The sequence below is a fragment of the Streptomyces sp. NPDC007164 genome (genome assembly GCF_040634135.1).
Taxonomy (GTDB): Bacteria; Actinomycetota; Actinomycetes; order Streptomycetales; family Streptomycetaceae; genus Streptomyces; species Streptomyces sanglieri.
The window spans coordinates 861,837-882,298 of the sequence record NZ_JBEYFB010000001.1 but is presented as its reverse complement, the minus strand read 5'-3'; the positions used below and the strand labels follow the sequence as shown (position 1 = coordinate 882,298).

Sequence of the window (20,462 nt, the reverse complement as noted above, 5' to 3'; positions counted from 1 at the left end):
GCGGTATCCGACGCCGCCTCCGGCGTCAGCCCCGCTTGTAGTAGTAGCCGTCGCCGCTGGCGGGCCCGACGTTGTGCCGGATGCCGCTGCCGTTGAGGACGTAGAACGACGGGTCGACCGTCGTGTAGCAGTAGCCGGGGTTGGGCCCGACGAGCTTGGAAGTGCTGACGTTGATGCGGCTCTTCCCGTTCGCCGTGGAGGTCACCTTGGCCTCGTACGGGCAGTTGTTGTACGGGAAGTCGGACATGCGCACCACACCCGAGCGGGAGATGGTGATGGTGCCCGGCTGCCCGGTGTTGTACGTCTCGCCGAACTTCCAGGTGCCCACGAACGACGAGGGAACGGAACTCCCACCGCCCGAGCCGCCCGAACCGTTCGTGGAGCCCGAGGAGCTGCTCGAACCCCCGCCGCCCGAACTGCTCGTGGAGCCCGAGGTGTTGCTCGAACCCCCGCCCCCCGACGACGATCCGCCGCCACCAGACGTGCTGCTGGACGAGGACCCGCCCTCGGACGACGTACCGCCCCCGCCGGATGATCCCGAGCCTGTGCCCGGGTTCTCGGCGTTCTGGCCGTCCTTTCCGTCCCGGCCGTCCTTTCCGTCGTCGCCTTTCCGGTCGTCCTCTTTCTTGTCCTTGCCGCCGGAGGCGCCGGGACTCTTTTCCCCCTGGGAGGGGGTGCCCTCCGGCGATGCCGGTGACGGCGATGCCGGTGTGGTCGGGCTCGTCGCACCTGCGGACGGTGCGGACGCGTGGTTTCCGCTGTCGCCGCTGAACGGTTGCAGCACGGCCATCGTGCCGCCGCCGCCGGCCAGGACCAGGACCACGGGGACGGAAACGATCAGCCTGCGGCGCCGCTTCTCCGGCTTGCGCTTCGGTTCGGCCGTCCCGGCGATGAGAACGGCCTCGGGGGTGGCCTCGTCGGCGGCCCCGGGAACGGACCCCGCCGGCCGCAGGCCGACCGTGCTGCGGTCCACCCGCTCCTGCCGTACCGGCGCCGCCTCCGCGTCCAGAAGCTGCGCCGACTGCCGTGCGAGATGACCCACCACGTCCGCCGGCAGCCACGACGCCGCCGCCGGAGCGAGGTGTTGCCGGTCGGGCTCGGCCAACAGCGCGTCCACGGACGGGCGTTCGTCGGGAGACTTGGTCAGGAGGCGGGTGATCAGGGTGCGCAGACCCTCGTCGCGCACCCGGCCGAGCTCGGGGGCGGCCTCGACTATGTGGTACATCACCGCGTGCTGGTTGCTCACCCCGTGGCCGAAGGGGAGCGTGCCGGTCGCCGCGTAGGTCAGTACGCAACCGAGCGTGAACACATCGCTCTTCGGGCCCGCGCTCTCGCCGCGTATCTGCTCCGGGGCCATGAAGCCCGGTGACCCGATCACCATCCCCGTGCTGGTGAGCAGCGAGTCGACCGAGGTCTCGACGGCGCGGGCGATACCGAAGTCGATGACCTTGGGGCCCTCGACCGTGAGCATCACGTTCGACGGCTTGAGGTCGCGGTGGACGATGCCGGCCGCGTGGATGTCCTTGAGCGCCCGCAGCAGCCCGTCGGCGAGGGCGAGCACGGACTCGGTGGGGAGCGCGCCGTGGCCGCGCACGACCTGTTCGAGGGAGAGCCCCGGTACGTAGCCGGTGGCCACCCAGGGGTACTCCTCGTCGGGGGCCGCGTCCAGCACGGGCGCGGTGTAGCGCTCGCCCACCCGCCTCGCCGCGTCGACCTCACGGCGGAAACGGGCCCTGAACTGCGGATCCGCGACATGCTCCGCGTGCACCACCTTGACCGCGACGGTGCGGCCGCCCTCGGAACGGGCGAGATAGACCCGGCCCATACCGCCCGCGCCGAGCCTGCCGAGCAGCAGATAGGGCCCGATGCGGGCCGGGTCGTTCGCGGTCAGCGGCTTGATACCGCCGTCGACGTTGTCGTCGCTGCTGTCGTGATCGTCGTTGTGCACGCTGGCCATCTTCGAGCGCCCCCCCCGCGTGTCCCGCGCCGCAGCCCGTGGGACCGCCTCAGTCGTCCGAAATCCGTTTGCCCTGCTGCGACTTGGTGCAATCGGTGTTCAGTCTGAGGTACGACACACGGCAATTGGAACTACTTCCGGAAAGAATTCCAGAAGCTTCACTACGCTGTTTCCGGAGACACTCCACGAGGAACCTCCGGTTCCGGGAACGAGGACGGCATCCGATGAGTCCGAAGCAACAACGTGGTGAGGCCACTGCCGCCCAGGTGCTCGACTGTGCACTCGACATCTATGTGGCGGAGGGCGAAGCCGGCCTCACGCTTGGCGCGATCACCTCGGCCAGCGGGGTCAGCGCGGGAAGCATCTACCACCACTTCGGCAGCCTCCAGGGAGTGGCGCTCGCGCTCGCGCAGTCCTGGCTGGACCGCCTCCTCGACGAGCTGGGCAAGGCGCTGGAGCAGGCGGACGACGCACGCTCCGGCGTCCACGCCGTGGTGCGGGCCTACCTGCGCTTCGTCCAGCTCCACCCGGACGCGGCACGGCTCATGCACTCCGTCACCGCGGACCGCGAGATCGCGGCACACGCCCACCGGATAAGGGGCGCCCAGGAGGCCCGGCTGGCCCCGATCGCGGCCTGGCTGCAAGCCCATCAGGCGTCGGGCCGGCTCGTCGACCTCCCCCTGCCCGTACTGGAATCACTGATCCTGGGCCCGGTGACGGGCATCGCGCGCCGCTGGCTCTCCATCGGGGACATCGACATGGAGGAAGCCGCGCGGACGGTCCCGGACCACATCTGGCGCTCGGTCGGCCGGTGAACCTCCCTAGCCTCCTCGGACCCTCCGCGCTCACAGCCCCGGCGGCGGCTGCGGTGCCCCCGGCAGCCGGATCGAGGCGATCGTGCCCGGGCCGTCCGTCGCCGGGCTGAGGGTGATCTCGCCGCCCGACTGCTGGACCGTGCGGGCGACGATCGACAGGCCCAGGCCCGAGCCGGGGAGCTGGCGGGCGGACGGGGAGCGCCAGAAGCGTTCGAAGACGTGGGGGAGTTCGTCGGCGGGGATGCCGGGGCCCTGGTCCCGTACGGTCAGCTCGCCGTCGCGCAGGGCGACCTCGATCGTGCCCCGGTCCGGGCTGAACTTGACCGCGTTGTCCAGGACGTTGACCACTGCCCGTTCCAGCGCGGCGGGCTCGGCCCGTACGTACCAGGGGGTCAGGTCGGCCCTGATGGTCAGCTCGGGGCCGCGCAGCCGGGCGCGTTCCAGGGCGGTGTCCGCGATGTCGTGCAGCGCGACGACCTGGAGCGGGCCGGGGGCGGGAGCGTCGGGGCGGGCCAGTTCCTGGAGGTCGCCGATGAGCGAGGCCAGCTCCGTCATCTGGGCCTTGACCGACTTCATCAGGGCCTTGCGGTCGTCGGGCGGGATTGCCCGGCCGGTGTCGTCGCTGCGGGCGAGGAGCTCGACGTTGGTGCGCAGGGACGTCAGGGGAGTGCGCAGCTCGTGGCCGGCGTCGGCGATCAGCTGGGCCTGGCGGTCGCGGGAGCTGGCCAGGGAGGCGGTCATCGAGTTGAAGGAGCGGGACAGCCGGGCGATCTCGTCCTCGCCGTCGACCGGGATGCGGACGGTGAGGTCCTCGGTACGGGCGACGTGCTCGACGGCCTCGGTGAGCTCGTCGACGGGGCGCAGCCCGGTACGGGCCACCCAGAGACCGGCCGCGCCCGCGCCGACGGCGCCGATGCCGGCGACGGCCAGGAGCACCCAGGCGAGGGTGGAGAGCGGGTCGTCGATCTCGCTCATCGGACGGGCGACGGAGACCGCGAAGGTCCCCGGGACCAGGCCGGGCGCCGGGGTGTGGGTCTCGTACGCGTAGGTGTGGACGCGCATCTTCTTGCCGCTCTTCGTGCTGGCCGTGTGCAGGGTGTCGTCCCGCACACCGGCAGCCACGGCGATGTCGGCGGCCGTCACGCCGATCGGTGAGGCCCCGGCGGAGGTGCAGGTGCTCCCGGACGCGGTGACGAGCTGCACGGTGTACCCCCCGATCGGCGGGGCGGTCGCCCGGTCGGGGTGGGTGCAGGCGATGAACAGCTTCTGCATGTACTCGTCGCTGACCGAGACATTGCGCAGTGAGGAATCCAGCTGGCTCTCCAGCTGCGCCTTCGTCGCGAACCAGCAGCCCGCCGCGACCGCCGCGACCGCGATCGCCACCGCCGTCGCCACCAGCAGCGCGAGCCGGGACCGCAGCGGCAGGGCGCGGAGCCGGCGCAGGGCGCCGGTCATCCGTCACCGCCGCCGGTGCGGAGCGCGTAGCCGACACCCCGCACCGTGTGCACGAGGCGCGGCTCGCCGCCCGCCTCCGTCTTGCGGCGCAGGTACATCACGTACACGTCCAGGGAGTTGGAGCTCGGCTCGAAGTCGAAGCCCCACACGGCCTTGAGGATCTGCTCGCGGGTCAGCACCTGGCGCGGGTGGGCCAGGAACATCTCCAGCAGGGTGAACTCGGTGCGGGTCAGCTCGACCCGGCGGTTGCCCCGGGTGACCTCGCGGGTGGCGAGGTTCATCCGCAGGTCCGCGAAAGCCAGCACATTGTCGTCGGGGACGGCGCCGCCCGCCGCGGCCGCGTACGAGCTGCGGCGCAGCAGGGCGCGGATGCGGGCGAAGAGTTCGTCCAGCTCGAAGGGCTTGACCAGGTAGTCGTCGGCGCCCGCGTCCAGACCGGTGACCCGGTCGCCGACGGTGTCGCGGGCGGTGAGCATCAGGATGGGCGTGGTGGTGCCCGTGGAGCGGAGCCGGCGGGCGGCGGTCAGGCCGTCCATCCGGGGCATCTGGATGTCGAGGACGATGAGGTCGGGGGCGTACGACTCCGCCTTGGCGAGGGCGTCGAGGCCGTCGACGGCGACCTCGGTGCCGTAGCCCTCGAACGCGAGACTGCGCTGCAGGGCCTCGCGTACGGCGGGCTCGTCGTCGACGATCAGGATGCGCTGCGGATCGTCTTCGGCGGGGCTCATCGCTCGTTGTCCTCTTCTCGTGCCGTGCGGTCCCGGGCGTTCCGGGACGTCGTGTTCTCAGCCTCGCACGGCCGTGGCGCGTAGTCGTGCGGCCCGGCGCTTGCGGGCGGCGGCGGTACGGACCTCTGGGGCGCGGTCCGTACCGTGCGTGGCCTGTTCGCTCACGAGCGCGAGGGGCAGGGCCAGGTCGGCCGGGCCGGTGGGGGTGTGGTCGGGGTGGGCGGCATGGGAGGGGTGGTTCATGTGTCGGTCTCCTCGGATGCTTCAGGAGTCTCAGGAGCTGTTGCCGGCCCGCAGGGTGTCGAGGTCGGCCTTGAGCGTGTTGACCGGGATGGCGAAGCCGAGGCCCACGCTGCCGGCGCTCGAACCGCTGGACCCGTTGGACGAACTCGCCGAGTACATCGCGGAGTTGATGCCGATGATCTCGCCGTTCATGTTGATGAGCGCACCACCGGAGTTGCCGGGGTTGAGCGAGGCGTCGGTCTGGATGGCCTTGTACGTGGTGGTGGACTCGCCGGTGTCGCCGTTGAACTGCCGGCCGCCGAACTCGAACGGCCACTGCTCGCCGCCGCCCTGCCCGCCACCGCTCTGTCCCTGGCCGCTGCCGTCCTCCTTGGCGACGGTGACGTCGCGGTCGAGGGCGGAGACGATGCCGCTGGTGACGGTGCCGGTGAGGCCCTCGGGCGAGCCGATCGCCACGACCTGGTCGCCGACCGTGACGGCCGAGGAGTCGCCCAGGGTGGCCGTCTTCAGCCCGCTCGCGCCCCGGAGCTTGATCAGCGCGAGGTCCTTGTCGGGGTCGGTGCCTACGACATCGGCGGTGTACGTCCTGCCGGTGCTGAGCGTCACCTTGACCGACGAGGCGCCGGAGATGACGTGGTTGTTGGTGACGATCTCGCCGTCGGAGGTGATGACCACGCCGGAGCCGGTGGACTCGCCCGCGGTCGAGGTCGCGTTGATCTCGACGATCATCGGCGAGACCGCCTTGGCGACACCGGAGACGGTGCCCTTGCTGCTCTGCGAGACGGTGGTGCCGGGGACGACTTCGGAGGCCGAGCTGCTCGTTCCGCCGCCGGTGAGCTGCTCGATGACGGTGGCGGTGCCGCCGCCGACGATCGCCGCCGCGATCGCCACGGCCGCCAGCAGGGCGACCGGCCGCCTGGCCCGGTGCCGGGGAGCGGCCGGTTCCTGGGGCGCGGGCGGCGGGAAGTCCGGTCCGCCGGCCCCGTTGCCGCCGCCGCTGCCGTCGCCGCCGCCGTTCCCGCCGGGCCACACGGTGGTTCCGGGGCCCGGCGCGATCGGCTCCGCGGGCCGGTATGACGGCGGCGGCGGGTAGGCCGCGTCGCCGTTGCCGTACGAGGGGTACATCGGGTACTCGCCGCTCGGGCGCTGGCTCTCTGTCATGTATATGAGCGTGTCCGGCGAAGATGAGAGAAGCCTGAGCACCCGCTGAGAAGCCCGGCAGAAGCTCGTATGCCCGATATAAGGAGCGGCTGTCCCGGGAAGTACGCCGGATAAGGAGCGGCTGGCCCGGGAAGCACGCCAGCGCGCAGTACGTCGGCCCGGGAAGTACGCCAGCGCGCAGTACGTCGGCCCGGGAAGTACAAGGAACGGCCGACGCGGGAAGTCGGCCTACCTGACCGTCGGCTCCCCGCAGCCGCACGAGCGCCGCACCACCAGCGCCGACGGGAACTGCTTCAGCCGCTCCCGCCGCGACCCCGACACCCGCAACGAGTCGTCGAGCACCAGGTCCACCGCGGCCCGCGCCATCGCCGGGCGGTCCGAGAAGACCGTCGTCAGCGGCGGATCGGTCAGCCCGGCTTCCTTCACGTCGTCGAAGCCCGCCACCGCGAGCTCCCCGGGCACATCGATGCGCAGCTCGCGCGCGGCCCGCAGCACCCCGATGGCCTGGTCGTCCGTCGAGCAGAAGATCGCCGGCGGCCGGTCCGGGCCGGCGAGCAGCTTCAGCGCCACCTGATAGGCGTCGTAACGGTTGTACGGGGCCTGGAACAGCCGGCCCTCCGTCGAGCGCCCCGACTCGTGCATCGCCCGGCGCCAGCCCTCGACGTGGTCGGCGACCGGGTCACCGACCGCCGGGGTGGACTCCACGCCGCCGAAGCACGCCACGTACTCGTTGCCGTGCTCAAGCAGGTGCCGGGTGGCGAGCTGGGCGCCGCCGACGTCGTCGGTGACGACCGCGACGTCCTCGATCGCCTCCGGCCGCTCGTGCAGCAGCACGACCCGCGCGTCCCATGCCTCTATCTCGGCCGCCGCCCGCTCGCTGGGGCCCTGGCTGACCAGGATCAGACCGGAGACCCGCATGCCGAGGAAGGCCCGCAGATAGTGGACCTCGCGCTCGTCGCGGTAGTCGGAGTTGCCGACGAGCACCATTTTTCCGCGTTCGGCGGCGGCCTGTTCGACCGCGTGCGCCATCTCCGCGAAGAACGGCTGCCGGGCGTCCGGCACGATCATCCCTATGAGATCGGTCCGCCGCGAGGCCATCGCCTGGGCAACCCGGTCGGGCCGGTAGCCCAGCTCCTTGATCGCGGCGAGCACCCGCTCGCGCGTGGCCGGGGCGACCGGCCTCGGTCCGTTGTTGATGACGTAGCTGACGACCGCGGTCGACGTCCCCGCCAGTCTCGCCACATCGTCCCGCGTCACCTTGGCCACGCGCGGCAGTCTACGCGGATATACCTACCTTCCGGCAGGCCGGACCGGGGCTTCTTCCTGCGTCCCGGCAGCCCGCGACTGCTCCGAACGGGTTACGGGTCCGGCAGCCGCCTTCACCGCGGCCCGCTCCTTGGCCTCCTTGGCCTCCTCGGCCGCGCGCTCCACCTTCTCGGGTGTCACGAAGCGGTAGCCGACGTTGCGGACCGTGCCGATCAGCGACTCGTGCTCGGGGCCGAGCTTGGCGCGCAGCCGCCGCACATGGACGTCGACCGTGCGCGTACCGCCGAAGTAGTCGTAGCCCCAGACCTCCTGGAGCAGTTGGGCGCGGGTGAAGACCCGGCCCGGGTGCTGCGCCAGGTACTTGAGCAGTTCGAATTCCTTGAAGGTCAGGTCCAGGACCCGCCCCTTCAGCTTCGCGCTGTACGTGGCCTCGTCGACCGAGAGGTCCCCGTTGCGGATCTCCATCGGGGAGTCGTCGGAGGAGATCTGCTGCCGTCCGGTGGCCAGCCGCAGCCGGGCCTCCACCTCGGCCGGTCCCGCCGTGTCCAGCAGTACGTCGTCGATGCCCCAGTCGGCGGTGACGGCCGCGAGGCCGCCCTCGGTCACGACGAGGATCAGCGGACAGCCCGGTCCGGTGGACCGCAGCAGCTGGCAGAGCGACCGCACCTGCGGGAGGTCGCGGCGGCCGTCGATCAGGATGACGTCGGCACCGGGGGTGTCGACGAGAGCGGGGCCTTCGGCGGGTGCCACCCGCACGCTGTGGAGCAGGAGACCGAGGGCGGGGAGCACCTCCGTCGACGGTTGAAGGGCATTCGTCAGGAGCAGCAGTGAACTCATCGCCGCCCACCTGCCTGGGTCGTCGGTCGATGATCGTGCACGGTTCGCTCGCCCATTACGTCGGTCCTCCTCGTTCCCTGCGAGAGGGGCACTCCCGGGCCGGGCCCGGGGGAGTATGCGGCACTTCTTCGTACGTGTTCGTGCTGGTCCCGCGGCACGGTCCCGCGCCCTGGGACCGCTGAGCTTGTGGAAACGTCGCCGTAACAACGCCTGGAAAGCACAAAAGGACCCGGGGGCTGCTCTGCCCGGATCCTCTTCCCAGCACAATAGCCCACATGAGTTCTGTGTCCGAGGGGCGATTTCGGGGTTCCGCTGTTCCCTTGATCACGCCCGGTCCCCTGCGCACCACATTGCGTACCGATGACGGGGTGCGTATCGAGGCGGTGTACGAGCTGTGCACGGCAGGTGCCGGGGCCGTTGCGGAATCATCCTTCGACGGTACTGCGATCGTGCTCGCGCACGGTTTCACCGGTTCGGTGGACCGGCCCGCGGTGCGGCGTGCCGCCGGGGTGTTCGCCGGGCGTGCGGCCGTGGTCACCTTCTCGTTCCGGGGGCACGGCGGGTCCGGCGGGCGGTCGACGGTGGGCGACCGCGAGGTGCTGGATCTGGCTGCGGCGGTGGCGTGGGCGCGGTCGCTCGGACACCGCCGGGTGGTGACCGTCGGGTTCTCGATGGGCGGCTCCGTGGTGCTGCGGCACGGGGCGCTCTACGCCGGCCGGCCGGCGGACGACACGGCCGCCGGTGACGTTGTGGAGCTTACGGAGCGCGAGGGGCGCACCGGGGCGCGCGTTGAGGCGCACGCGGATGCGGTGGTGGCTGTGAGCGCCCCCGCCCGCTGGTACTACCGGGGCACGGCCCCGATGCGCCGGCTGCACTGGGTGGTCACCCGGCCCCTGGGCCGGCTGGTCGGCCGGTACGGCCTCCACACCCGGATCGACCGCGACGAATGGAACCCGGTGCCGCTCGCGCCGGTCGAGGCGGCCGGGCTGTTCGGCCCGACGCCGCTGCTGATCGTGCACGGCGACCGTGACCCGTACTTCCCGCTGGACCACCCGCGTTCGCTGGCCGACGCGGCGGGCGACGGCGCCGAGCTGTGGCTGGAGCGCGGCATGGGGCACGCGGAGAACGCCGCGGACGAGACCTTGCTCACCCGCATCGCCGACTGGGCGGTGACGCCGTGACCCATCATGGACAGCTGACGCGAGACGAGAGGAGTGGCGCCATGCCCGCGGTAACCATCCGCTACTGGGCCGCCGCCAAGGCCGCTGCCGGGACCGCGGAGGAGCCGTACACGGCTGCGACCCTCGCCGAGGCGCTCGACGCGGTGCGCGAGCGGCACCCCGGAGAGCTCACCCGAGTGCTGCAAAGGTGCTCGTTCCTCATCGACGGTGACCCCGTGGGCACCCGCGGCCATGAGACCGTACGCCTTGCCGAGGGCGGCACGGTCGAGGTGCTCCCGCCGTTCGCAGGAGGGTGAACCGCAGAACATGAGCAGCAACGATCAGCAGCATCCGTACGGACAGGACCAGGGCTACGGGTACGTCCCCGGCCACGACCCGTCGAACGGTCAGCAGCCACAGCCGCAGCCGCAGCAGCCGTCGTACGGCGATCAGTCGTACGGCGATCAGTCGTACGGTGCGCAGTCCTATGGCGACCAGCAGTCCTATGGCGACCAGCAGTCCTACGGCGACCAGCAGTCCTATGGCGACCACCAGTCCTACGGCGCGCAGCCGTACGGTCAGCAGGCGCAGGGCCGGCACGACCCGAACCAGGTACCCCAGGCGCCCCAGGTACCCCAGGCGGGCCCCGGGCAGGCGTGGCCGGCCGGGTATCCGCAGGAGCCCGCCGCGCCCGTGGCGCACGGTCCGCAGGACCCCGGCGTCGCGCAGACGTGGGAGGGCCAGACCTGGGACACCCAGTACCAGCCGGTCATCCACTCCGCGCAGCCGGCGCAGTCCGCCCAGCCCGCGCAGTCGGACCGGTCCGTGCAGCAGCCCGTGCCGGCCGCCGCCGAGGCCACCTACCTGTCGCCGCGGGGCGCCACGGGCGGGTACCCGCTCCCGCCCGAGGCACCGGCGACCGAACCCGCTCCCGCTCCCGCCTCCGCCCCCGACGGGCAGGACGCGGACGGCTACAGCGCCCCCACCACCCTGGGCAACAGCCGCATCACCGACGCCCAGCGCGCCCGCGCCGAGGGCCGCTCGCCGATCATCGCGCCGGGCATGCAGCCCGCCGCGATCACCGCCGGCCTCGGGCTGCTGCTCGCCCTGGGCGCCGCGATCGGGTCGTACGCCCTGGCCGTGCCGCTGGTACTGCTCCAGGCCGTGACCGCGGCCGGCTGGTTCCGGCTCAACGGCATGTGGCCGGCCCGGCAGGGCATCGCGCTCGCGTTTGCGGGCGGCCTGGTCGCCGACATCGCGCTGCTCGCCGCGGGCCGGGAGAACGGCCCGGCCGCCATCCTCGGCACCCTCGGCGTCTGGGTGCTGCTCACCGTGGTCCTCCAGCTGCGCAGCCACGCGAGCGCCGACGAGCGGATGCAGGGGCTGATGGCCACCGTCGCCTCGGCCGCGCTCTCGGTCCTGGCCGCCGGACACCTCGCGGCGGTCCCGGACGCGGTGACCGTGGGCGGGGCGGCCGTCGCGGCCGCCGTGCTGGTCCGCGCGCTGCCGCTGCCCGGACCGGCCTCGGTCGTGGTGGCGCTGCTCGCCGCGACGGGCGTCGGCGCCGTGGCCGGGACGCTCACCGACCTGGGCACGAAGGGCGCGCTGCTCGGCCTCGCGGCGGGCGGCTGCGCACTGGTCGGGCTGCGGGTGGCGAGCTACGACTACCCGTCGCGCTTCGTCCACATGACCGCCGGTGTGGCGCTGCCGCTCACCGCCGCGGCACCCGCCGTGTACCTGATCGGTCGCGCGATCTCGTAGTGCCGACCCGGGCCCCCGGGAACCGAAGAGGGGTGCCCGCTCGTCGATCACTCGGGGCGCCGTGCACATTCGGTGGACGTGAGGGGCGCCAGGGGTCGGGTCGGATTGCAGGGTGGGGGAAGAACGGGCATGCGCGCACTGCGGATATTGCTGGTCATCGTGGTGGTTCTGGGCGGGATCTTCGTCGCCGTGGACCGGGCGGCGGTGTACTTCGCCGAGTCGGAGGCCGCGGGGCGGATCAAGGTCACCGGTGCCACGATCGGCTCGACGGACATCTCGATCAAGGGATTCCCGTTCCTGACGCAGGTCGCCGCCGGCCAGCTGGACGAGGTCGACGTGGAGATCACCGGCATCGAGACCGACACCAACGGCCACCGGCTCCGGATCAGCAGGATGAACGCGGCGCTGCACGACGTGAAGCTGTCCGAGGGCTACTCCAGCGCCACCGCCGCCCGCGCCACGGGCACCGCCGTCATCTCGTACAAGGACCTCACCGAGGCCGCCAGCGAGGACGTCGCCGTCGAGTACGGCGGCAACAACAAGGTGAAGGTGACCGGCACGGTCGACGTCCTCGGCAACCCGATCTCGCGCAGTGTCCTGTCCACCGTCACCCTGGTCGACGGCCACACCCTGCGAGTGCACGCGGACCAGGTGCCCGGCAAGGGCATACCCGGGCTGGAGGGGCTGGTGCGCAAGAAGACCGACTTCGACCGTGAGGTCGGCGGCCTGCCCAGCGGTCTCAAGCTCCAGAAGATCCAGCCCACCAAGGACGGCCTGGAGATCTCGGTCACCGGCACGGACGTACAGCTCGCCGGCTGAGGCACCCCGCACGGCCGGCCCCTCGACGCCCCCCCCGACGCGCGGGGTCCCTGACGCGTCCGGGGCCTCTGACGCGTCCGGGCCCCATGACGCGTCCGGGCCCCATGACGCGCCCGGGGCCCCTGACCTCCTGCGTTCGGCCCGGGCGCCCTCGTACGCCCCCGCACGCCCTCGTACGCAGTGTCACGCAACGCCACGCAGCGCCACGCAACATCGCGCCACATATTGAGACGGCCGTGTCCGATCCGTAGATGGCCGATGCCCGCCCACGCTGCGGGAGTGACGTGAGGGGCGTTTCGCCCCCGCTCCCGTCCCGCATGGCGGACGATCGTGTCTCAGAATGCGACACGGCGGTGACATGTCCGCCCGGACCTCCCTACGATCGGTCCCATGCAGTGCTCTATTGGCGGTCTCCCACAGCGGGGACGGGCGGATCTCACGAAGCGGCGGGCAGTGGACCTGTGCCGCGTCGCCGCCATGCTCTGTCGCACTGTCTGAGCGGGAGCCTTCGGCACCCCGCATTCCCCCGGCCCTTCGACCGAAGTCAGGGCCCATCCCGATCGCCGCTGTACGTGCGCCGCACGCCGTGCCGACGTACATCCGCATCACGCACCGTCTCGCATCATCTCGCCGCAGACTGCCCCGGAGGAGAACAGAATGAGCCGCAGTGACGTCCTGGTAGACGCCGACTGGGTCGAGGCCCACATCGACGACCCGAAGGTCGCTCTCGTCGAGGTCGACGAGGACACCTCGGCGTACGAGAAGAACCACATCAAGAACGCGATCCGGATCGACTGGACCAAGGACCTCCAGGACCCGGTCCGCCGTGACTTCATCGACCAGGCCGGGTTCGAGAAGCTGCTGTCCGAGAAGGGCATCGGCAACGACACCACGGTCGTCCTGTACGGCGGCAACAACAACTGGTTCGCGTCCTACGCGTTCTGGTACTTCAAGCTCTACGGTCACCAGGACGTCCGCCTGCTCGACGGCGGCCGCAAGAAGTGGGAGCTCGACTCCCGCGACCTGGTCGACGGCGACCAGATCCCGTCCCGCCCGGCCACCGAGTACAAGGCCCAGCCGCAGGACGAGTCGATCCGCGCCTACCGCGACGACGTCGTGGAGGCGATCGGCAACCAGAACCTGGTCGACGTGCGGTCGCCCGACGAGTTCAGCGGCAAGCTGCTCGCCCCGGCGCACCTCCCGCAGGAGCAGTCCCAGCGCCCCGGCCACGTGCCGAGCGCCCGCAACATCCCGTGGTCGAAGAACGCCAACGACGACGGCACCTTCAAGTCGGACGACGAGCTCAAGGCCCTCTACGAGGCCGAGCAGGTCGACCTGGCGAAGGACACCATCGCGTACTGCCGTATCGGGGAGCGCTCCGCGCTCACCTGGTTCGTGCTGCACGAGCTGCTCGGCCAGGAGAACGTCAAGAACTACGACGGTTCGTGGACCGAGTACGGCTCCCTCGTGGGCGTGCCGATCGAGCTCGGCGCCAACAAGTAACCCCGCACGACCCGGACCGGCACGACCCCCGACCCAGAAGGACGAAACACATGTGTGGAGCAAAGGCCGGCGGCCCCGACGCTTCGACCATCAAGCCCGGTGAGACCACCATCCAGGGCAGCGTGACCCGCGACGGCGAGCCCGTCACCGGCTACGTCCGCCTGCTGGACTCGACCGGCGAGTTCACCGCCGAGGTCCCGACCTCGGCGACCGGACAGTTCCGCTTCTACGCGGCCGAGGGCACCTGGACGCTGCGCGCCCTCGTCCCCGGCGGCAGCGCCGACCGCACGGTCGTCGCGCAGACCGGCGGCCTCTCCGAGGTCGCGATCGCGGTCTAACGCGCCGCGCGCCGCGACACAGATCGGCCGAAGGGCCGTACCCCAGGGGGTTGGACGCTTCCTGAACGGGGTGCGGCCCTTCGAGCCGTTCATACGGGTGTGATCGAGGCCTGTGCCACGGGCGGAAACGAGGCCTGCGCCATCGGCCGGGGCGGGCCTACGCTGGAGGTATGTACGCCCGACGCCGGCGTGGCTATTTCCTGATGATGGGCGGTTGCATCGTCCTCTTCGTATCGGCCTGGGCCTTTGTCAGGCTGTGGTCGATGCCCGCCGCGATAGTGATGTGCCTCGTCGCGATGGTGATCCCGCCCATCGCGGCCATGGTCGCCAACCGGCGGGGGCCGGACGACCGCTGGTGGGACGATCCGTCCGGCGACCCGAAGTCCGACGAGTGGTGGGACGAACTCGACGGCAAGAAGCGGCGGTAGGGCTCCTCGACGCTCTCGCGTCAGTAGACGAGGGCCTGGACGCCGTCGGCCATGATCTCGCTGACGAAGACCTGGGCACCGGCGATCCGTACACCCTCCAGGACGTCCTGCTCGGTGATGTCACGACGGGCCGCGCACTGCGTGCACAGGGTGATCCGGCCACCTGCCTGGATCGACTCGATCAGATCCGGCAGCGGCGCGGCGTGCGGCAGTTCGAATTCGGCGGCGCGCCCCGGCAGCGCGAACCACGAGGACTCCCCGGTCAGCCAGAGCGAGACCTCGACCCCGCTGGCGACGGCGACCGCGGCCACCGTGAACGCCTGGGAGCAGCGCTCGGCGGAGTCGGCACCTGCGGTCACCTTGATCACGAGCTTCTTCGGCATATGCCGAACTGTAATCGCCGGGCGGGAAACCTCCTCTCCTCGGTGGCAGTCGGGTAGGTGCGCGGATAACGGAATCAGCGCTTCTGGTCTCGTGGGGGGACCCCAATTGGAACCGAAAGACACTATTTCTGACGGGCCGGCACCCGAGGCCGAGCACCCGGCCGAGCCCGTGACCGTTGCCGCGCCAGCCGCCGCGCCAGCTGCCGCGCCGGTCGCGAAGCGCCCGCGCGGGCGTACGGCGCTGCTTCTCGTCGCTGCCGCGGTGCTCGGTATCGCGGGCGGCACCGCCGTGGGCTACGACGTACAGGCCGGACGCGCCCCGACCCCGCTGCCCGTCCTGGCCCAGCCCGGTCTGGCGTACCCGTCGAAGGCGCTGCCCCGGGCGAGGGCCCCGACCCGCTGCCCACGTCCCAGGACCACCGGGTCAGGACGGACGGCGACCTGCGCAAGCTGATCGTCGACCGGCCCGCGGGCTGGAGTGACGACGGCAACTCGGTGCTGAGCTTCGGCGACGGATGGCTGGACGTGGACGCCTACGCCCGCTCCTTCGAGGAGGAGGGCTCCATGTACGAGTACTTCCTGCAGGCCGGCATATGCCGGGTCGCGAGCGCCGCCTGGAAGCGCGGGCAGCACCGCACCGCTGAGACGTATCTCGTGCAGTTCGGCTCGACGGCCTTCCAGGGGGCCAAGGACTACGCCGAGGCCCAGCACGGCTACCTGGTCGCCGGCGACACGCTCACCCTCGTCGTCCAGCCCCGCAAGGGCAAGGAGGGCACCCGGAGCGTTCCGTTCCACCAGACGGTGATCCTTCAGAACCAGCTGCTCGGCTGACCCGTCCCCCCGCGGCCCCCGGCAAACCCCGGACCGGCGGGGCCGGTCCCAACCCATTAGGCTGGGGCCGGCCCCGTACTGCTGCCATAACGCTCGTTGCAAGGAGTTCCCGTGCTTGAGGCATTCTTCTCCGCCCTGCTGGTCCTGGTCTGCGTCGGCGTTCTCGCCTTCGCCGGGCTGACCGTGAAGAAGCTGTACCAGGGTCAGCGCTGACACCTCCCCTGTCCCACCTCACAGATCGTCTGAGCCGCTCATGATCGAGATTCCGTCCGACCTCCACCCGGACCTCGTCCCGCTGGCCTTCCTCCTCGGCAACTGGGCGGGTGCCGGCGTCTCCGACTTCCCCGGCGCCGAGCAGTGCAACTTCGGCCAGGAGGTCTCCTTCAGCCAGGACGGCCGTGACTTCCTGGAGTACGTCTCGCACACCTGGGTGCTCGACTCCGAGGGCAAGAAGGTCCGGCCGCTGGAGTCCGAGTCCGGCTACTGGCGCATCGACAAGGACCGCAAGGTCGAGGTCGTCATGGCCCGCGACCAGGGCGTCATCGAGATCTGGTACGGCGAGCTGGCCGACCAGAAGCCGCAGATCGACCTGGTCACCGACGCGGTGGCGCGGACCGCGGCCTCCGGCCCGTACACCGGTGGCAAGCGGCTGTACGGCTATGTGAAGAGCGACCTGATGTGGGTCGGCGAGAAGGCCACCCCCGAGGTGGAGCTGCGTCCGTACATGTCGGCGCACCTGAAGAAGGTCGTCACCCCGGAAGAGGTCGAGGAGATGGCGAAGAGCCTCGGTGACCTCCCGGACGACGGCATCGCCTTCTTCAAGTAGTCCGCAGGCACCGTCCGGTCCGCAGGCCCCGTCGGCTCGCGGACTGCCTTGCGCAACGGCTGCGGGCAGGTGCTCACCCGGTCCTACACTGGGCGTGTGGTGAGCACCGACTGGAAGACCGACCTCCGGCAGCGCGGCTATCGGCTGACGCCGCAGCGCCAGCTCGTCCTGGAAGCCGTCGACTCGCTGGAACACGCGACGCCCGACGACATCCTCTGCGAGGTGCGCAGGACCGCGTCCGGCGTGAACATCTCCACCGTCTACCGGACGCTCGAACTCCTGGAGGAGCTCGGGCTGGTCAGCCACGCCCATCTGGGGCACGGGGCACCGACCTACCACCTGGCCGACCGTCACCACCACATCCATCTGGTCTGCCGCGACTGCACCGACGTCATCGAGGCCGATGTCGCCGTCGTCGCGGAGTTCACCGCGAAGCTCCGGGACAGCTTCGGGTTCGAGACGGACATGAAGCACTTCGCGATCTTCGGCCGCTGTGCCGGGTGCACGGCGAAGGCGGCGGCCGAGAACACCACGGGCGCGCAGAACACCACGGGCGCGCAGAGCACCGGGGGCGCGGAGAGCACCGAGGGCGCGGACAGCGCCGGACGGTCGTAGCGCCCGGCCTCTCCGGTCGTACCGTTCACACCGCGTCGTACGCTGGTCGCATGAAGAGCCCCCTGCTGTCCCTGCCCGGCGCCGTCCCCGCCGAAGGCCGCGACGAAGGCGTCGCCGCGCACTACGGCGACCTGTTCCGCGAGCAGCGCGCCCTCGCCGACGGCTCCGGCCTCGTCGACCTCTCGCACCGCGCCGTCGTCACGGTCACCGGTAGCGACCGGCTGGCCTGGCTGCATCTGCTGATCACCCAGCACGTCAGCGAACTCGCCCCGGGCCAGGCCACCGAAGCCCTGATCCTCACCGCCAACGGGCACATCGAGCACGCGCTCTACCTCGTCGACGACGGCGAGACCGTGTGGATGCACGCCGAACCCGGCACCCAGGGCGACCTGATCGCCTATCTGGAGTCCATGAAGTTCTTCTACCGGGTCGAAGTCGCCGACCGCACCGAGGACTTCGCCGTCGTGTACCTGCTGGCCGGCTCCATCGCGGAGGTCCCGGACGGCGCGACGGTACGGGAGACGGCGTACGGCCGGGACCTGTTCCTGCCCCGCGCCGGCCTGGAGGAGTACGCGGCGGCGAACGGCCCGGTGGCCGGCATCCTGGCGTACGAGGCGCTGCGCGTGGAGGCGCACCGCCCGCGCGTCGGCTTCGAGACCGACCACCGCACCATCCCGCACGAGCTGGGCTGGATCGGCACCGCCGTCCACCTCCAGAAGGGCTGCTACCGGGGCCAGGAGACCGTGGCCCGGGTGCAGAACCTGGGCAAGCCGCCGCGTCGGCTGGTCTTCCTCCACCTCGACGGCAGCGAGGTGCTGCTGCCCGGACACGGCACCCCGGTGCGGCTCGCCGCGGACGGTGCCGAGGGGCGCCAGCTGGGCTTCATCACCACGTCCGCCCGCCACCACGAGCTGGGGCCGATCGCGCTGGCCCTGGTCAAGCGGAACGTCGCGGTGGACGCCGAGCTGCTCGCCGGGGACACGGCCGCCGCCCAGGAGACGGTCGTCGAGCCGTAGTACGTCCTGCTGTCCGGAACGGGTCGGTCCGGAAGGGTCGGTCCGAAAGGCCCGGTCCGGAACAGGCCGGTCCGGAGAGGGCCCGGTTCAGACCTCGACGACGACGGTGAACGGGCCGTGATTGGTGAGCGAGACCCGCATGTCCGCCCCGAACCGGCCCGTCTCCACCTGCGCGCCCAGCGCCCGCAGCTGCTCCACCACCTCGTCGACCAGCGGTTCGGCGACGTCGCCGGGCGCCGCCGCGTTCCAGGTGGGCCTGCGGCCCTTCCGGGCGTCCCCGTAGAGAGTGAACTGCGAAATCACCAGAAGTGGTGCATTCACATCGGAGCAGGACTTCTCGCCCTCCAGGACGCGGAGCGACCAGAGCTTGCGGGCGAGCTGTGCCGCCTTCTCCGGGGTGTCCCCGTGGGTGACTCCCACCAGCACACACAGTCCTTCGCCGACGATTTCGCCGACCACCTCGGGGCCGCCCGCCCCGTCCGCGCCGTCGGCCACCGTGACGCTCGCGCCGTCCACCCGCTGTATCACTGCACGCATACAGACCAACCTATCTTGGGCTGAACGGGTACAGAGCATCCACATAGGCCCACCCAAGTGGCACCATGCTCGGGAGGCGGTGTGCCGACGCACCGGTCGAGGGGATGGACACAAGCATGAGTACCTATGGAACCGGGCAGTCCCCCGGCGCCGTACCGGTCACGCGAACCGGCGCCAGTACCAGCACCAGCACCATGCGGCCACCCGTGCAGCGAACCGGTCACGGTCCGGAGGACAGCCTGTCCGCCGGCCCACAGCCCGAGCTGGGCACCCTGCGGCTGCCGGAGCTGCGCACGCTGCGCCGCGAGTCGCAGCGCGACGAGGCCGACCTCAGTTATGTGCGGCGGCTCGTCCAGGGCCGGATCGACATCCTGCGGGCCGAGCTGGCCCGGCGGCTGGACCCGGAGACACCGGTGGTGGACCGGCTCTCGGAGATCCTCGCCGACCCCCCGTCCCAGCACCGCTCCTCCGCCCGGCACGTCACGCTGACCACGCCCCGTAGCGACGAGTACCGCCGGCTGGCCGCCGAGACGCTCGCCGAGGTCGAACTCTCCGACCTCGACGCCCGTACGGACGAAGAGCTGCACGCCGCGATGGGGCGCCTGGTCCGCTACGAACAGCAGGTCTCCCGCCGCCGTCACCAGCTGCAACGCACCACCGACGATTGCAGCGCGGAGATCGCCCGCAGGTACCGTGACGGTGAAGCACAAGTAGACGACCTGCTCGCCTGAAGCGATCCTTCCGGGGGCGGGTTCCGCCCGTCCCCGGAAGGCCACCATGACCTCCAGCGCCGCCCCCGCCGCACCATCCGTCATACCCCCCGCTCTCCCCGTCCTGGCCGAGGTCGTACGGTCCGGCTTCGTGGAGGGCCACCACCGGGGCTCGCTGGTCGTGCTGGCCGCCGACGGCAGCGTGGAACGGTCCCTGGGCGATCCGGCGGCGCCGGTCTTCCCGCGCTCCTCCAACAAGCCGATGCAGGCCGCCGCCGTGCTGCGGGCCGGGCTCGATCTGTCCGGGGAGCGGCTGGCCCTGGCCGCCGCGAGCCACTCCGGCGAGGGCTTCCACCTCGAACTCGTCCGCACGATGCTCGCCGAGCACGGACTGACGCCCGCCGATCTGCAGACCCCGCCCGATCTGCCGCTGGACCCGGTCGAGGCGGAGACGTATCTCGCCGCGGGCCACGTCCGGGACCGGATCACCATGAACTGCTCCGGCAAGCACGCGGCGATGCTCGCGGTCTGCGCGGTGAACGGCTGGGACCGGGCGTCCTACCTCGCCCCGGCGCACCCGCTCCAGCAGCTGGTCCGCCAGGTCGTCGAGGAGGCGGCCGGCGAGCCGGTCACGGCGGTCGGCACAGACGGGTGCGGGGCGCCGCTGATGGCGATCAGCCTGGTGGGCCTGGCGCGGGCCTTCCGGACGTTCGTACTGGCGGAGCCCGGGACGGCGGAGCGCCGGGTCGGTGACGCGATGCGGGCCCACCCCCAGTACGTGGCCGGGACGCGCCGACCCGACACCTGGCTGATGCGGGAGGTGCCGGGCGCGCTCTCCAAGATGGGCGCCGAGGCGGTGCAGGCGGTGGCGCTGGCGGACGGCCGGGCGCTGGCCTTCAAGGTCGACGACGGCGCGACGCGGGCGCTCGGGCCGGTGCTGGCCCGCGCGCTGCGGCTGCTCGGCATCGACGCCCCGGTGGTCGCCAGGATCGGGCACGCGCCACTGCTGGGCGGCGGCGGCGAGGTCGGCGAGATCCGGGCGGCCTTCTGACCTGACCGTTCCACGGCGGCGG

25 protein-coding genes are annotated in these 20,462 nt (G+C 71.4%); 16 read left to right on the top strand and 9 right to left on the bottom strand.

Going from position 1 to position 20,462, the window contains the following annotated elements:
- Positions 1-25: 25 nt before the first annotated feature.
- Positions 26-1,957 (bottom strand): protein kinase, encoded by a 1,932-nt coding sequence (locus tag ABZ622_RS04095; RefSeq protein WP_360540070.1) that lies wholly within the window; start codon positions 1,955-1,957, stop codon positions 26-28.
- A gap of 224 nt (positions 1,958-2,181) precedes the next feature.
- Between ABZ622_RS04095 and ABZ622_RS04090 the strand changes: the two genes are divergently transcribed.
- Positions 2,182-2,772 carry a TetR/AcrR family transcriptional regulator gene (locus ABZ622_RS04090; RefSeq protein ID WP_360540068.1) on the top strand — a complete coding sequence of 197 codons (591 nt, stop codon included), beginning with the start codon at positions 2,182-2,184 and terminating at the stop codon, positions 2,770-2,772.
- 30 nt (positions 2,773-2,802) lie between these two features.
- Here ABZ622_RS04090 and ABZ622_RS04085 read toward each other — a convergent pair whose 3' ends face one another.
- From ABZ622_RS04085 to ABZ622_RS04060, 6 genes are all read right to left on the bottom strand, one after another.
- Entirely contained in the window at positions 2,803-4,227 is a 1,425-nt protein-coding gene (locus tag ABZ622_RS04085; protein WP_360540066.1) for a HAMP domain-containing sensor histidine kinase, read from the bottom strand.
- Positions 4,224-4,955, bottom strand: a complete 732-nt coding sequence (locus ABZ622_RS04080) for a response regulator transcription factor (protein WP_360540064.1) — start codon at positions 4,953-4,955, stop codon at positions 4,224-4,226. Before ABZ622_RS04080 ends, ABZ622_RS04085 begins: the two co-directional genes overlap by 4 nt.
- Positions 4,956-5,012: 57 nt before the next feature.
- Positions 5,013-5,198, bottom strand: coding sequence for a hypothetical protein (locus tag ABZ622_RS04075; protein ID WP_360540062.1), 186 nt, complete (start codon positions 5,196-5,198; stop codon positions 5,013-5,015).
- A 30-nt stretch (positions 5,199-5,228) separates the two neighbouring features.
- Positions 5,229-6,359, bottom strand: a complete 1,131-nt coding sequence (locus ABZ622_RS04070; protein ID WP_360540060.1) for a trypsin-like peptidase domain-containing protein — start codon at positions 6,357-6,359, stop codon at positions 5,229-5,231.
- Positions 6,360-6,587: 228 nt separating this feature from the next.
- Positions 6,588-7,625, bottom strand: coding sequence for a LacI family DNA-binding transcriptional regulator (locus ABZ622_RS04065; protein WP_124717301.1), 1,038 nt, complete (start codon positions 7,623-7,625; stop codon positions 6,588-6,590).
- A 24-nt stretch (positions 7,626-7,649) separates the two neighbouring features.
- Positions 7,650-8,462 (bottom strand): response regulator transcription factor, encoded by an 813-nt coding sequence (locus tag ABZ622_RS04060; protein ID WP_360540057.1) that lies wholly within the window; start codon positions 8,460-8,462, stop codon positions 7,650-7,652.
- Between the two features lie 275 nt (positions 8,463-8,737).
- Between ABZ622_RS04060 and ABZ622_RS04055 the strand changes: the two genes are divergently transcribed.
- From ABZ622_RS04055 to ABZ622_RS04020, 8 genes are all read left to right on the top strand, one after another.
- Positions 8,738-9,643 carry an alpha/beta hydrolase gene (locus tag ABZ622_RS04055; RefSeq protein WP_360540055.1) on the top strand — a complete coding sequence of 302 codons (906 nt, stop codon included), beginning with the start codon at positions 8,738-8,740 and terminating at the stop codon, positions 9,641-9,643.
- Positions 9,644-9,684: 41 nt separating this feature from the next.
- Positions 9,685-9,939: a MoaD/ThiS family protein gene (locus tag ABZ622_RS04050; RefSeq protein ID WP_072488004.1), complete on the top strand. Its 255-nt coding sequence runs from the start codon at positions 9,685-9,687 to the stop codon at positions 9,937-9,939.
- 10 nt (positions 9,940-9,949) lie between these two features.
- On the top strand, positions 9,950-11,383 hold the full coding sequence (locus tag ABZ622_RS04045) for a hypothetical protein (protein WP_360540053.1): 1,434 nt from the start codon (positions 9,950-9,952) through the stop codon (positions 11,381-11,383).
- Positions 11,384-11,512: 129 nt separating this feature from the next.
- Entirely contained in the window at positions 11,513-12,202 is a 690-nt protein-coding gene (locus ABZ622_RS04040; protein WP_360540051.1) for a DUF2993 domain-containing protein, read from the top strand.
- 390 nt (positions 12,203-12,592) lie between these two features.
- On the top strand, positions 12,593-12,700 hold the full coding sequence (locus tag ABZ622_RS04035; protein ID WP_350983699.1) for a putative leader peptide: 108 nt from the start codon (positions 12,593-12,595) through the stop codon (positions 12,698-12,700).
- A gap of 159 nt (positions 12,701-12,859) precedes the next feature.
- A complete protein-coding gene (locus tag ABZ622_RS04030) occupies positions 12,860-13,705 on the top strand; it encodes a sulfurtransferase (protein ID WP_124717296.1) in 846 nt (281 codons plus the stop codon).
- Between the two features lie 50 nt (positions 13,706-13,755).
- Positions 13,756-14,043, top strand: a complete 288-nt coding sequence (locus tag ABZ622_RS04025) for a DUF1416 domain-containing protein (protein ID WP_018490348.1) — start codon at positions 13,756-13,758, stop codon at positions 14,041-14,043.
- Between the two features lie 170 nt (positions 14,044-14,213).
- The gene (locus ABZ622_RS04020) at positions 14,214-14,471 is read left to right on the top strand and encodes a DUF3099 domain-containing protein (RefSeq protein WP_266913969.1); all 258 of its coding nucleotides are present in this window, start codon (positions 14,214-14,216) and stop codon (positions 14,469-14,471) included.
- A 20-nt stretch (positions 14,472-14,491) separates the two neighbouring features.
- On the opposite strand, the gene ABZ622_RS04015 is transcribed toward ABZ622_RS04020, so the two are convergent.
- On the bottom strand, positions 14,492-14,854 hold the full coding sequence (locus ABZ622_RS04015) for a DsrE family protein (RefSeq protein WP_124717294.1): 363 nt from the start codon (positions 14,852-14,854) through the stop codon (positions 14,492-14,494).
- A 106-nt stretch (positions 14,855-14,960) separates the two neighbouring features.
- On the opposite strand from ABZ622_RS04015, the gene ABZ622_RS04010 reads away from it, so the two are divergent.
- The 5 genes from ABZ622_RS04010 (at position 14,961) to ABZ622_RS03990 (ending at position 18,142) form a co-directional block, all read left to right on the top strand.
- Positions 14,961-15,308 carry a hypothetical protein gene (locus tag ABZ622_RS04010; protein ID WP_360540048.1) on the top strand — a complete coding sequence of 116 codons (348 nt, stop codon included), beginning with the start codon at positions 14,961-14,963 and terminating at the stop codon, positions 15,306-15,308.
- A gap of 41 nt (positions 15,309-15,349) precedes the next feature.
- Positions 15,350-15,685 carry a hypothetical protein gene (locus ABZ622_RS04005; RefSeq protein WP_360540046.1) on the top strand — a complete coding sequence of 112 codons (336 nt, stop codon included), beginning with the start codon at positions 15,350-15,352 and terminating at the stop codon, positions 15,683-15,685.
- 253 nt (positions 15,686-15,938) lie between these two features.
- Positions 15,939-16,511, top strand: a complete 573-nt coding sequence (locus tag ABZ622_RS04000; protein WP_266913961.1) for an FABP family protein — start codon at positions 15,939-15,941, stop codon at positions 16,509-16,511.
- A 96-nt stretch (positions 16,512-16,607) separates the two neighbouring features.
- On the top strand, positions 16,608-17,126 hold the full coding sequence (locus ABZ622_RS03995; RefSeq protein WP_360540043.1) for a transcriptional repressor: 519 nt from the start codon (positions 16,608-16,610) through the stop codon (positions 17,124-17,126).
- 50 nt (positions 17,127-17,176) lie between these two features.
- Complete coding sequence (locus ABZ622_RS03990) at positions 17,177-18,142, top strand: folate-binding protein (RefSeq protein WP_360540041.1); 966 nt, start codon at positions 17,177-17,179, stop codon at positions 18,140-18,142.
- A gap of 87 nt (positions 18,143-18,229) precedes the next feature.
- Here the strand turns inward: ABZ622_RS03990 and dtd are convergent, their stop codons facing one another.
- Positions 18,230-18,679 (bottom strand): D-aminoacyl-tRNA deacylase, encoded by a 450-nt coding sequence (gene dtd / locus ABZ622_RS03985; RefSeq protein ID WP_360540039.1) that lies wholly within the window; start codon positions 18,677-18,679, stop codon positions 18,230-18,232.
- Positions 18,680-18,795: 116 nt separating this feature from the next.
- Here dtd and ABZ622_RS03980 point away from each other — a divergent pair, with 116 nt between their 5' ends.
- Together ABZ622_RS03980 and ABZ622_RS03975 are read left to right on the top strand one after the other, a co-directional pair.
- Complete coding sequence (locus tag ABZ622_RS03980) at positions 18,796-19,410, top strand: ABC transporter substrate-binding protein (RefSeq protein ID WP_360540037.1); 615 nt, start codon at positions 18,796-18,798, stop codon at positions 19,408-19,410.
- 46 nt (positions 19,411-19,456) lie between these two features.
- Positions 19,457-20,440 carry an asparaginase gene (locus tag ABZ622_RS03975; protein ID WP_360540035.1) on the top strand — a complete coding sequence of 328 codons (984 nt, stop codon included), beginning with the start codon at positions 19,457-19,459 and terminating at the stop codon, positions 20,438-20,440.
- Positions 20,441-20,462: the final 22 nt, after the last annotated feature.